Annotated in this window: 10 protein-coding genes and 1 riboswitch; of the genes, 5 read left to right on the forward strand and 5 right to left on the reverse strand. The window is 33.0% G+C overall.

The features are described from left to right. The first annotated feature begins 2 nt into the window (after window positions 1–2). Both PL77_RS22180 and PL77_RS22185 read left to right on the forward strand, forming a co-directional pair. Window positions 3–2,183, forward strand: coding sequence for an OmpA family protein (locus PL77_RS22180; RefSeq protein ID WP_044210412.1), 2,181 nt, complete (start codon window positions 3–5; stop codon window positions 2,181–2,183). Continuing rightward, window positions 2,183–3,277, forward strand: a complete 1,095-nt coding sequence (locus PL77_RS22185) for a glycosyltransferase family 1 protein (RefSeq protein WP_044210414.1) — start codon at window positions 2,183–2,185, stop codon at window positions 3,275–3,277. The genes PL77_RS22180 and PL77_RS22185 overlap by 1 nt, the downstream gene beginning before the upstream one ends. A 71-nt stretch (window positions 3,278–3,348) precedes the next feature. Here the strand turns inward: PL77_RS22185 and PL77_RS22190 are convergent, their stop codons facing one another. Beyond that, a complete protein-coding gene (locus PL77_RS22190) occupies window positions 3,349–4,671 on the reverse strand; it encodes an oligosaccharide flippase family protein (RefSeq protein ID WP_044210417.1) in 1,323 nt (440 codons plus the stop codon). 462 nt (window positions 4,672–5,133) lie between these two features. Here PL77_RS22190 and PL77_RS22195 point away from each other — a divergent pair, with 462 nt between their 5' ends. Then, entirely contained in the window at window positions 5,134–5,433 is a 300-nt protein-coding gene (locus tag PL77_RS22195; RefSeq protein WP_044210419.1) for a 2Fe-2S iron-sulfur cluster-binding protein, read from the forward strand. Between the two features lie 25 nt (window positions 5,434–5,458). Here the strand turns inward: PL77_RS22195 and PL77_RS30930 are convergent, their stop codons facing one another. The 4 genes from PL77_RS30930 to PL77_RS22210 all read right to left on the reverse strand — a co-directional run bounded on the left by PL77_RS30930 (window position 5,459) and on the right by PL77_RS22210 (window position 8,539). Continuing rightward, window positions 5,459–6,952 (reverse strand): hypothetical protein, encoded by a 1,494-nt coding sequence (locus tag PL77_RS30930; RefSeq protein WP_052444636.1) that lies wholly within the window; start codon window positions 6,950–6,952, stop codon window positions 5,459–5,461. A 258-nt stretch (window positions 6,953–7,210) separates the two neighbouring features. Beyond that, the gene (locus PL77_RS31865) at window positions 7,211–7,387 is read right to left on the reverse strand and encodes a hypothetical protein (protein WP_156152486.1); all 177 of its coding nucleotides are present in this window, start codon (window positions 7,385–7,387) and stop codon (window positions 7,211–7,213) included. A gap of 11 nt (window positions 7,388–7,398) precedes the next feature. Continuing rightward, window positions 7,399–7,653 (reverse strand): hypothetical protein, encoded by a 255-nt coding sequence (locus PL77_RS22205; RefSeq protein ID WP_156152487.1) that lies wholly within the window; start codon window positions 7,651–7,653, stop codon window positions 7,399–7,401. 61 nt (window positions 7,654–7,714) lie between these two features. Continuing rightward, window positions 7,715–7,811, reverse strand: a riboswitch (SAM-I-IV-variant riboswitch). Window positions 7,812–7,900: 89 nt separating this feature from the next. Next, entirely contained in the window at window positions 7,901–8,539 is a 639-nt protein-coding gene (locus PL77_RS22210) for a hypothetical protein (protein ID WP_044210424.1), read from the reverse strand. A gap of 222 nt (window positions 8,540–8,761) precedes the next feature. Here PL77_RS22210 and PL77_RS22215 point away from each other — a divergent pair, with 222 nt between their 5' ends. Both PL77_RS22215 and purL read left to right on the forward strand, forming a co-directional pair. Then, window positions 8,762–9,667: a hypothetical protein gene (locus tag PL77_RS22215; protein WP_156152488.1), complete on the forward strand. Its 906-nt coding sequence runs from the start codon at window positions 8,762–8,764 to the stop codon at window positions 9,665–9,667. Between the two features lie 213 nt (window positions 9,668–9,880). Further along, on the forward strand, window positions 9,881–13,567 hold the full coding sequence (gene purL, locus PL77_RS22220) for a phosphoribosylformylglycinamidine synthase (protein WP_044210428.1): 3,687 nt from the start codon (window positions 9,881–9,883) through the stop codon (window positions 13,565–13,567). The last annotated feature ends 245 nt before the right edge of the window (window positions 13,568–13,812 follow it).

A 13,812-nucleotide genomic window follows, 5' to 3' on the forward strand; every position in this document is an offset into this window, starting at 1 on the left:
ATATGAAATACACGATTGTACTTACTTTATTGCTTCAACTATTGTCTCAAACTATTGTACTTGCTCAGTCTACTCATGATACGAAGTACATGAAAAAAGCAAATGAATATTTTGAAAGAAGCGACTATATTTTAGCCATCGATTATTTTGAAAAAGCCAATAAATTGGACATTATTTCAGAATATAAATTGGCTTATTCTTATCAGCATACACTACAGTATCAAGAATCTGTACGCGTTTATGAAAAATTAGTCAACTTTAATTGGGAACTCTCTGATGAAGTATTGTTGAACTATGGACTTATGTTAAAGTCTTTAGAACAATACAGTAAAGCAGGAAAAGCCTTTCAAAAATATTTATTCAAAAATCCTAGAGATCATGAGGTTAGAGATCTCTATTTATCTTGTCAAGGCAATCAATTAAAACAGTTAAGAAGAAATAAGTTTAATGTCATCATTGAGGGGTTATCTTTTAATTCTGAACAGAAAGATTTCAGCCCACTTATATTTAACAATGGAATTGCATTTTGTTCATCAAGACCTCTTAAAAAAAGAATCAATGTTCATAACCGTGATGGGTATTCATTTATTAATCTTGTAAAGGTAAATAAGACAAAACTTGGAGCTTACACCAATGTAGAAGTATTAGATAAAGATATATTTTCAAACCATCATTTAGGCCCATCTTATTTTGATAAATCTTCTAATACGATGTATGTAACCATCAATGTCGATAAAAATGAAGTAATTGATGGAGAAAATTTTGATATACATCATTTAGAAATAAGAACCACTAAATACAAAGATGGGCAGTTCCAACGCATGACTGATTTTGAACTGAATAACAAAGAGTTTTCAGTAGGACACCCTACATTGACAAAAGACGGTAACACTATTTATTTTATATCTGATATGGCTGACGGAAAAGGTGGGACAGATATATATGTTAGTCATCGTAATCTATCTGGAGGTTGGGATCCACCTTATAATATAGGAGAAATGATTAATACTTCTGGAAATGAAGTATTTCCTTTTATTTATAATGATAGCACGCTTTTCTTTTCTTCCGATAGACATATTGGATTAGGAGGATTGGATATTTATAAAGCCAATATTAGAAATAACAGGGTAGTTTCAGTAGAAAACATGGGTTATCCTTTTAATTCCTCTAAAGATGATTTTGGTTTAGCAATCGATCATGATATAGAGGAGTTTAACGGGTATTTCTCATCTAATAGAGACGGTGGAACTGGGGCAGATGATATATACAGGTTTAGAGAAGTACCTGATAATGTATCAGTGCTAGTAGTTGATAGTTTAACGAAAGAACCATTACCTAACTCTACCGTCGTTTTATCTGATTGTGATAGAGAACCAATTTCTAATGGTTTAACAGATAACAAAGGGTTTTATTCTACCTCTGTTGATCTACATAATTTCTGTCAAGTGGAAGCAGCACAAATGGGATATATTCCAAAAACAATTAATACAAAATATCTGGAAAAAGAGTTTGGAGGAATGTATGTTATTGTAGACTTAGTCAGAGGAAATCAGATTAGGATGGAAGGTGATATTATTGATGAAAATACGAAGGAGAAAATTCCTAATGCTCAGATTGTTTTACAAGACAGTAAATACATTCATCTCAACAAGACCTCATCGGATCGGTTTGGACATTATCAATTTATTTTTGGAGAAAAGGCACCAGATCAAAATATGAATTTGAGTGTTTCTGCATCAGGATACTTAACAAAAGATGCTAGTGTAAATGCTCAAAATATTAGTAAAGATGGAGTAATTCGTAGAGATGTCTATCTGAAGAGAATGATTAAAAACGATCTCCTTGAAATTGAAAATATCTATTATCCATTTGATAAAGCTTATCTAACCACTGAAGCAAAAGTAATCTTAAATGATTTACATAGAATAATGACAAACAACCCATCTCTTGTTGTCGAATTAGGATCGCATTGTGATGTTCGTGGAAGTGATGATTACAATATTGACCTTTCTAAAAGAAGAGCCAAATCCGTAATAGCTTATCTGAATGCAAAGGGTATCAATACCAATAGGCTTATTTATCAGTTTTATGGAGAAAAAGTAAATGCTGTAGATTGTGTTTCATGTACTGAATCTCAACATCAGTTGAACCGAAGAACAGAATTTAAAATTCTAGATTATTAATGGAAGATCATATCAACTTAGTAAGCTGTCAGCATTTCTTTTCCGGAATAGGGCGGTATAGTTTTGAATTAGGTGAGGAGATGTATAAATCGTCACCAATACAGCTTTTTAAGCCTTCAAAGCCATCAAATGCAGATCATTTTTATGAAGATCAATATGATTGGATAAAAGGGTATTTTTATAAATCCTTTAGGAACTTACACCCTTATGTTTTACCACTTTTTATAAAGCAGGCACTAAATAAATCCTTTGACCCGAAGAAAATATATCATGCCCATTGGTTCTTATCAGGTTTAGCTTTGTCTTACTTTAGTAATGCCAGGTTTGTAGTGACAATGCATGATGTTTCATTGTTACATGTTCATGAGGGTGATCAATGGTTTATGAAATATTATAAATGGGCGATTCAACGTTTTAAGGAACGAAGAGTACCCATTATCGTCGTTTCTGAGAATGCCAAAAAAGATACAATCCAATACGCAAATTATCCGGAAGAATTAGTACATGTGATTCATAATGGTATCAATTTCGACCAATTTTATCCTCCAAAAAAAGAAAAGAAAAAAGCGAACCAATTCAATATCATATATACAGGAGGACTAGGAGAACGAAAAAATCTTCAATTGTTGTTACATGCATTTCAAGCAATTGAAAAAAAATACTCTCACGTTAAATTAAAGATAGCAGGGATGTATCCTGATCGAACCGTTTATCCCAAAATTGCTAAAGAACTTAGTCTAAAGAATGTGGTATTTGAAGGGTATATCCCTGATGAACAATTGATTGATTTTTACCATAGTGGTGATCTTTTGGTTTTTCCTTCTTTATACGAAGGTTTTGGCTTTGCTCCATTGGAGGCGATGGCATGTGGTGTTCCTGTTTTGAGTGCTACAGGAGGATCATTAAGAGAAGTTGTAGGAGATGGTGGTGATTTCTTCGATTATGAGAAAGAAGATCTTCAGTCGAAAATGATGAATGTAATCGATGATGAAAATTATCGACAAGATCTAATACAAAGGGGAAGTCAGTGGGTGAAAAAATTTACTTGGGAAGAGAGTGTTAGGAAAACAAAAGAGGTATATTCCCAAGTTTAGTTTATAAAGTTTATCAATAATAAATGCTGAATTATTTAAGGTCAAAATGCCATAATAATTCAGCATTTATTTTATACTTTTTTCAATATCTTTTTTCTTAAATGATAGATCATTGTGAGTGCTTCTAAACGCATTAATGGTATAATCTTCAAAAGGTTGATATTCTCATTTCTTAAGTAGAATATAAATATTACAACAGCTCCTAGAATTTCAGTGACTAAAGCAGGTAATACAGTACCAATTTCACCCATATATGCTACCATTACATAAGAAAGTATTATTAATACAATACTGTTCATCACAACTATATTGGTACTTAGTTGTGGTTTGCCTTTTGCGTTAGTATAGCTTGCAAAAAAGGCTCCTAGTGGTGCAAATAATGAGGTAACTACAAGTATTACTAATAAATGGAAAGAATCTGAATATTGATCTCCGTGTAGCAATACGATAAATGGTTTGATTAATAGCAAGAAACCAATTGATATTGGTAGAATAATAAAATACACTTTACCTAAAGTCTTTAAGAAGTATTTCTTGAACTCTTCCATGTCACCTTTTTCATAAAGCTCAACTATTTTTGGATAGAAACTCAGTTGAATCGCATTGGATATGGAGAGAATAATAACCAAATAACGTTGGGCAAGACCCAACATCGCTGTAATTTTTAATGAGATAATCCCTGCAGATAAAAATAAAGTCATTTTGGATGAAGCCGTTCCAAATAGAGCTTTTAATGTACCTTGTTTTGCATAATGCATTATTTCCTTAAAAGTTTTCTTATCAAATGGACTGAATAAGATGGCTTTAAAGGGTATTGTAGTTAATGAAATAAGGAATGACAACCCATAAACTGCTACAATTGCCAATACAAGGTTTTGTATGCTCAATGTGTTGTAGTGTACATAATAGAGGGCAAAGCCCAGTAATGTAAGTGAGATAATATTAATAATAACTGCTCTGTATAAAGTATGTCTACTTTTATGGATATTTTCGACCCATTTTAAACAGTTATTAGTGATTGAAAAGATAGGGTAGACCATTAAAAAATAGGAGATATCAGGAAATACTTCAATATAACCAGTGAAAACAATCAATAAACCTATGACAGCTTCAATAATAAGAATAGCTATAATTACAGTTTTATAGGTCTTATATGCTTCATGATTATCTTTTCCCGATGAAAACTTCACTAATGCCACGTATGTAACACCTTCTCTTATATTAATTGAAAAATTAAATATAGAAAAGAATATAAACCATAAACCTACATCTTCAGCACTATATTCCCGTGTTATAAAAAAAAGAAGAATGTATCCAAAAAGTAATTCTGAAACAGTGAGAGAGTAGGTTGTTATAAAAGGATATTTATTTAAAAGTGGTAATAGCTTTTTCAAATGTAAAGGTCATATAGGGTGATAACTACATAAATAAGGTAATTTTTTTGACAATAGTTTTAGTTTATTTCAAACATTTATAAAAGTACTACATATAATTATATAAGTGATTATAATAATAATAATATAAGTTGCAAGTTGCAACTAAAAAATATTATGTATAACCTTAAACAAATACCTTTAGAAGGTAAAACACATACAAGCATTGTAAATAGGAGAGGACTTGAATTAAGCTTATTTCAAATTATACTAAGGTGTCATTGTACAAATGAAGAGAAAATATAATATTGAAGTAAACATACAATTGTATATTAATAATACAATAAAATAACGCATATACGAGTATTGATATTTACATAGACACATAAATGCGTGTATACAAATGTAAATTATTTATTATATTGTTCGATTGAATAGTGATTAAAACGTTAATTATTCCTTTTTTTCAAATACTTTTGTGTTATGAAATTTTTATGGATTGATGGTATAAAAGTAGAAGTCAGTGAGAAGGATAAGACATTGGTTGATACTATTAGAAATGCAAAAAAAAGTATTACAGCTCCATGTTATAGAACCTTGAGGCAATTTGGTACCTGTAACTCTTGCCTTATTGAGATAGATGGAGAAATGAAATTAGCTTGCGGTAACCGTCCCGTTTGTGATGAGTCAATTATTCTAAATAGAAATGACTTAATAGAAGAAAGGAAAAAGAAAGTAAAAGCTTTTAAAAAGCATAAAGAAATGATGGAGAAATATTTGTAGTTGTCTTATATAGAGATAGTTAATGCTAATAGACATAGAATTTCATTTCATATGTGGAATTATTAGATAGTAATCGAAAAATGTATATTCCAGGAGAAGGCACTTCTGGAATAGTATAATTTATGATGAAATCACCTTCAATATTTACTGATAGGAGACTTTCATCGATGATTTGTCCATTGGATGAAATTAGAAATGACTTAACGGTTGAGTTTGTTCTAACACCAAAAATCTCAACTGTTATTGTTGATCCAATTGTAACTACATTAGGATAAATCTTGCCCGATATATCACCACTATTATTATTAATATTAATAGGTCCATATATTGTAAAATTACCATCAAAATCAACTTGTTTTAATCTGTAAAATCTTTGAACAGAAATAGAATCAATATAGGAGTATTCTACTTCCGTGTTTATGTTGCCTGAGCCAGGAATGCTATCTAAAGTCACCCATTGTTTTTGATCATTGGAATTCTGAACCTCAAAGTGACTATTATTAATCTCTGTAGCAGTTTCCCAGTAAAGTATATTCTGCTGTTCTTCAGCAACTCCATAAAAGTAAGTTAATTCTACAGGTAAGTCTTCATCATTTATTTTTTCACAAATCTGGTTGTTAGGAGAATTTTCTCTACAATTTTCATCATCACTTATTGTGCACTTTGTATTTGTGCCAAATTGAAGTTTTCCTTCTATGGTAGCGTCTATACTTTTATTACATGTTAGGTATACATTACCACTTATGACTAAGCATCCTTTTTCACCAACATATATTGTCTCTTTTCCAAAGAAATCAACAGAGTTTTCAATATGGAGCAGACCAAAAACATTAATTGTTCCACCTCCTCCACTATTGGAATCAATATTTCCTTTAACACGCCCGGTACCGTTTTCTCCAATTTCTAAAACAGCCTTTCCATCATTTCTATAATTACCATTGATTATAAGTTCACCGTCACAAGTATAAGTACTACTTCCGCCATTCAATGAATTAAAATCACCACTAACGTTGACAATTCCTCCTTCATTGATGAAAAATTGATTATTGGAATTATTGAAAGTAATATCTTCCGAGACATTCATGGAGCCATTAATGTTGAATTTAATTTTATTACCATTAAAGGTAACACTCTCATTAAGAGTGAAATTACCATCAATTTCAAATGAAGTAGTGATATTTCCTTGTAAATCAATTTTGAAAGAAACAGAAGCTTCTGGATTAATGATTAACCTGAAGTTTTGCCGTACTAAAGAGTAGGTGAGTTGAGTACTAATCTGATCTAGGTTAAAACCAATCCTCAAATATTCAATATTTAATCTAGTATTTTGAGTTAGAATGATATCATTATTGGAGGGATAATTATTTTCTTTATCACCATCAATGTAAGTCCAATTTTCTTCATTTTTCCAATCTTCTATGGTTAGGTACTCCTCTTGATTAGGAATAAATGAAGCTTGAGAAAATGTAAGTAGTGGAAAAAAAGTTAAACAGAAAATAGAAAAAATTAGAATTTTCATAAATATTATAAATGATAGAATCAGGCTGAATATTTTACAGAAATATACAAAATTGCTTAGGTTCCATTTATATACTCTTCGTTAATCAATAAAAGATATTGATTTATTGAATAAACAGGCCGCAATGCAAAGATTCTATACTACATATCTATGATAACGTTAGCTCCTTAAACTTAACTAGTTTATGGATGAAGACAAGAAATGATAGTAATCGAAAAAGAGAAGGGAGGAGTCAACCTCCTCCCGAATGATATAGGATTAAGCCATCACCACTAACCCTCTAGCTTCTAAAACATCTCTTAAAGCCGCTACTAAGCTATGATTGTGGTGAGAAACCTCGTGTCCCACTTTTTTGAAAATTCGTACTAAAGATTTGTCATCTAAAGTTGAATAATGATCTACGAACTGTATATAAATATCTTGTGCTAAACTCATGGTAATAGGAATTAAAGGGTTGAAAGTTGATTATCAATTAGTTTAACTCTCTTTTTGATGGAGAGTCTACCATTTTTTATGATCAATCGATCATCCTTGAAATTTCTTTTACTGATTTCGTCATTGAGAGCACTAAGAAATTCACCTCTTGGATTACTCCAAGTAGTGTTTCCAACTTCAGCATTAAAAGTATCAATCAATGCTTCGTTACGTAGTGTTGAAAGTTCATTGACTTTCTGAGTGTAGAATTCTTCTTTTAATGTCATTTTTTTTAGATTATAAAGTGAATAATCATTGAATGACATCAAGAAAAAACGTGAAAATTAAGTGGGGGTAGGTTTTTGTCCATCCTACGGACCACATCGTTTTTACCACCGTGGATTAAACTCGGTTGGTATCCATTCAAGGATTCTTGATGATGCTACAAAGTTAGATTATTTTTATTTTAATATCAAAATAAAAATTCATTATCAATTTGTTTCGGAATTATATCTATCAGATTTACAGAGATATCTATTCTTTTATATAAAGGTTTAGTTCTGTAAAATTATAAATTTCATCGACAGAAAAGATGTCATACAGTTTTTCGGCAGTGATTAATCTAGGTCCTCTATTATCAATTGTAACAGTCAATCTATCTTTTAATAAAGAAGTGAGATACTGTTCAGATTCTGTCCAGTTCGATTGGTAATTTAGATCAGCAATAAGATTATTTTGATCTACCTCTTCATTGGAAGGCATGTCGTATTGATCAAAAGGGTAGTGCTTATCCAATAAGTGTTTATAGATACGATTGACTTCAATTTGACCTTGTTGACTTGAAGCCAAATGTGTTAACATTGCTTTTAACCAAAGTAATCCACTAAAATCCTTATTATCTCTGATAATGAAAATGTTATACCAATATTGATTGATATTTTTGGATAAAATCTCCATAAAAACACCTACTACCCAGCTCTTCTTTTCTCTGTGCTTGTGATACCCTTTTCTTTCAATATCTTTCAATGATTTTGATAAAGCCTGTAGGATATCATTCTTAAGATCTTCAATATATAAGTCAGTATATGGGAAGTGTTCTTTAGCATACCTTTTCCAAACCTTAAATATTTTTTCTCCTTTTTCAGGTAAATTATTGATGGGAGATAGATCCATGATTAAAATTGATTAATTCCATTAAATTTTATCAAAAATAGAATATTAAGGATAATTTTTCCTCATTCTTTGTTGTAAATATAAAATACCATAGGAAAATTATATTATTCTAAGAATATAGTTCATTGAAGAAGCAAGTTGAATCAGATAATTATTAACTGATCGCTACAATGTTTATATTTAATTAGACAAAGTACGTTACTAATACCCAAAACGATCCTTATGCGAGATACTATAATGAGTTCAGATCATTTATCCAGGTTCATCCAGCGGATATATGAAATCAAAGAAAGTCGTGCTAATGTAATTACCCAAAGCGATCTGAAAGCTGCGGCGAAAGAAATCGGCGTTACTGACAGAGAATGGGTAAAATTGCAGGATCTTTTTTCTTCGCATTTAGCAAGGGCAATCGGATATCATAAATACAAAAATTGGGATGATGCAATATTCGAACTCGATCAAGCACTAACAATTAACCCTTTTGATTCAAAAACCCTATTTATGATTTCTTCTTGTTATGCTAACAAGTACTACGAGGAAGAAAGAAGAGAGGATAGAGACTTATCGATCAGCTTTGCCAACAAATGTCTAGAGGTAAACCCTTTGGATGAAAAAGCATTACAGTTACTCAGTTCTTTAAAAAAAGAAGAAAGACAAAGAAGAGTCATTGAAAAAGAATCTTTGAAAACACTGATCGTAGCCTGTTCTTTTGGAGCAATTATTTTTACTGCATTAGCCTATTTATCATTTTCAGACATTGTTGTCACAACTATCCCTTACACTGCCGAAACGGTAGAGATAAGAACCACCGAGTTTAAACCTAAAGTTCATTTCTTAAATGCTGAGTACAATAACAGTTATTTTAGAGTGAATGATAACATCATTAAAATATTTGAAAGAAAAGCCGCTTTAGTTTTACAAGGAGAAATAATGAAATCAGATAAAGCTATAAATGGCGTATTTATCAAATGGAAAGATATTGATGGAAACATTGTACATGCAGAGCATTTCACCAATCAATATTTACAGGATATTAAAGATCCCGCAAATGATAATTTTAAATTGATTCGATTTTTAGAATCAGAAAAAGCGATATCAATTGCCAACGTGGATATAGTTCTTAATTAGTTGAAAGTACACTAATTGCTTAGTAACGACAATAAATGAAAGTTAATTATACATCCGTTTCTTCATAAATGGATGTATTTTTTTATTAAATAGACCTAAAAGTTCATATTAACTTAATTTTTTAGTGACTTTTTCATCTAAATGTGTTGAAATAGCAAATTAACCCTTACTTTTGGGGGCATTATTGGGCTTCTGAAAAATCAATTGGGCAAAATGGTACTCTTTTTCCAAGGCAATACAGACAATGTATTTGCAGTACACGCCGGTCAGGCACTTTCAAAAGAAAATCTAGAAAAACTTTCTTGGTTATTTGGCAATGCAGAATTGTCAGAAAAAACATCTTTAGACGGCTGGTACGTAGGACCACGCAAAGAAATGTTAACTCCTTGGAGTACAAACGCAGTTGAAATTACTCAAAATATGGGCATTGAGGGAATTATTCGTATTGAGGAATTCCTTCACGTTGAATCTGAGAAATCAGCTGATTTTGATCCAATGCTACAAGCTTTGTATGAAGGATTAAACGGTTCAATCTACACCATTGATGTAGAGCCAGAACCAATTCGTCATATCGAAGATATCGCTTCTTATAATGAAGAGGAGGGATTAGCATTGAGTGAGGATGAGGTAACTTACTTAAAAGAAGTAAGTGAAAAATTAAATCGTCCTTTAACAGATTCTGAAGTTTATGGCTTTGCACAAGTCAATTCAGAGCACTGTAGACATAAGATCTTTAACGGTATTTTTGTGATTGATGGAGAGGAAAAACCTACTTCATTATTCCAATTGATCCGTAAAACTTCAGACGAAACTCCAGATAACTTAGTATCTGCTTACAAAGACAACGTAGCATTTATTAAAGGTCCTGTAGCGGAACAATTTGCTCCTGCTACTCAAGACAAGCCGGATTTCTTTGAAACTAAAGATTTCGAATCAGTGATCTCTTTAAAAGCAGAGACGCACAACTTCCCAACAACGGTTGAACCATTTAACGGTGCTGCTACAGGTGCTGGTGGTGAAATCAGAGACCGTATGGCAGGTGGTAAAGGTTCTATGCCATTGGCAGGTACTGCGGTTTATATGACATCTTATTCAAGATTAGAAGATGATCGTCAGTGGGAAAAAGGTATGGCGGAAAGACCATGGCTTTACCAAACTCCAATGGAAATCTTAATTAAAGCATCAAACGGTGCATCTGATTTTGGTAACAAATTCGGTATGCCATTGATTGCTGGTTCAGTACTTACTTTCGAACATGAGGAAGAAGCTAAAAAACATGGCTTCGACAAAGTAATCATGATGGCAGGTGGTATCGGATACGGTAAGAGAAGAGATGCCTTAAAAGATACTCCAGAGAAAGGTGACAAAGTTGTTGTAATGGGTGGTGATAACTACCGTATCGGAATGGGCGGTGGAGCCGTTTCTTCTGTGGCAACTGGTGAGTTCTCTAACTCTATCGAATTAAATGCAATTCAACGTTCAAACCCTGAAATGCAGAAACGTGTATACAATGCGGTTCGTGCAATGTCAGAGGCGGATGAAAACCCTATTGTATTGATTCATGATCACGGTGCGGGTGGTCACTTGAACTGTCTTTCTGAATTAGTTGAAGAAACAGGAGCACAGATCGATGTGGACAAATTACCAGTAGGTGATCCAACGTTATCGAATAAAGAAATCGTGGGTAACGAATCTCAAGAAAGAATGGGATTGGTGATCAACGAGAAAAATATTGATACTTTAAAGAGAATTTCTGCTCGTGAGCGTGCCCCATTCTACGTAGTTGGTGAGACAACAGGCGATATGCAATTCACTTTTAAAGATACAACAACAGGAAATGCTCCTATTGATATGCCTTTAGATTATATGTTTGGTAAAGCACCAAAAACAATCATGAAGGATACAAAAGTAGCTCCTACTTTCTCAGCTGTTGAAGTGGAAGCTTCAAAAGTACATGAGTACTTAAATGATGTATTGCAATTAGAATCTGTTGCATCAAAAGACTGGTTAACGAACAAAGTGGACCGTTCTGTAACAGGTCGTGTAGCAAAACAACAAACAGCAGGTAGTCTTCAGTTACCATTGAACAACGTTTCAGTGATGGCTTGTGATTACAGAGGAAAAGCAGGTATCGCTACAACAATTGGTCATTCTCCAGTAGCTGCCTTGATCGATCCTGCTGCAGGTTCAATCAACGCAATTGCGGAGTCATTGACCAACTTAGTATGGGCACCATTGGCACACGGTTTAGGTAATGTTTCATTATCAGCGAACTGGATGTGGCCTTGTAAGAACGAAGGTGAAGACGCTCGTTTATACGATGCAGTTGAAGCTTGTTCTGATTTTGCAGTAGCATTAGGAGTGAATATCCCTACAGGTAAAGATTCACTTTCAATGACGCAAAAGTACGGTGACGAAAAAGTGTACTCTCCAGGTACTGTAATTATTTCTACAGTAGGTGAGGTAGACGATTTGAAAAACGTAGTTGAGCCAGTCGCTAAAGTAGGTAAATCATTAGTTTATGTTGACCTTGCACAAGGTGGTCATGAATTAGGCGGTTCATCATTAGCACAGGTATTAAATAAAGTAGGTGACAAAGTTTCTACAGTAACAAAACCTGATTTCTTTAAGAACGGTTTCGAAGCAATTCAAACTTCAATTAAAGCAGGTAACGTAGTTTCAGGTCATGACGTTTCAGCAGGTGGTTTAATCACTGCATTACTTGAAATGACTTTCCCTGAGCAAAACGTAGCGTACAAAGTAGATGTATCAGCAATCTCTACTGCTGATTTGACCAATGTATTGTTCTCTGAGACGCCTTCAGTAATCTTCCAAGTAGAAGACGAAGCAGCTTTAGAGTCAGTAATGAAAGAAGCGGGTGTAACTTACCACGTAATCGGTCAAGCAGTAGAAGGAACTCAAACTGAAGTGACTTACAACGGAACTACTTTGGCATTTAATACAGAAGAGTTAAGAGACGTATGGTCGAAAACTTCTTACTTATTAGATCAAAAGCAAAGTGGTGAGGAATTAGCGAAAGAGCGTTATGAGAGCTATAAAAATGCTCCATTGCACTATTCATTTCCTGAAGGATTCGAAGGAAAGCTTTCTACATTGGGTATCAACCCTGATCGTAAAGAGCGTTCTGGAATCAAAGCGGCAATTATCCGTGAGAAAGGTGTGAATGGCGATAGAGAAATGGCTTACTCTATGCACTTAGCTGGTTTTGATGTGAAAGACGTCCACATGACAGACTTGATCTCAGGAAGAGAAGATTTAACTGACGTAAACTTCATCGTTTTTGTAGGTGGTTTCTCTAACTCAGACGTTTTAGGTTCTGCTAAAGGATGGGCTGGAGCATTTTTATACAATGAGAAAGCAAAACAAGCTTTAGATAATTTCTACGCTAGAGAAGATACATTGAGTTTAGGTGTTTGTAACGGTTGTCAATTGATGGTTGAATTAGGTTTAGTGACGAAAGGTCATGATGAAAAACCTAAGATGTTGCATAACAACTCTCATAAATTTGAGTCAGGTTTCGTGAACATGGTGATTCCTGAAAACAACACTGTAATGTTGAACTCATTAGCAGATACTCGTTTAGGTGTTTGGATTGCACACGGTGAAGGTAAATTCAACTTCCCTTATGCAGAAGAGAAATACAATATCGTAGGTAAATACGGTTATACTTCTTACCCTGCCAACCCTAACGGATCTGATTACAACACTGCAGCGTTAGCTTCTGAAGATGGTCGTCATTTAGTAATGATGCCTCACTTAGAGAGAGCAATCTTCCCTTGGAACTGGGCACACTATCCATCAGACAGAACTGATGAGGTTTCACCTTGGATCGAGGCGTTTGTAAATGCTAAAAATTGGGTAGCTGAGAAGACTAAATAGTTTTTCAGTCCTTAAAAATATAGAAAACAGCTTATGATTAATTTCATAGGCTGTTTTTTTATCATTAAAATGATAGACTCACATCAAGTATATTCCAAAACTAAGAAATTGTAAAAATATAATTATTCAAACATGTAAGTTAAAATACTCTTGAAAAGAATAATTATTAATACTATTTTTTGTTTAACCTTTTTAAAATTAAGTTACTCATTTTGCAATTGTATCGCATTTATTTAAAACAAAAT

It is taken from the genome of Flammeovirga sp. OC4 (genome assembly GCF_000812565.1).
Lineage (GTDB): Bacteria > Bacteroidota > Bacteroidia > Cytophagales > Flammeovirgaceae > Flammeovirga.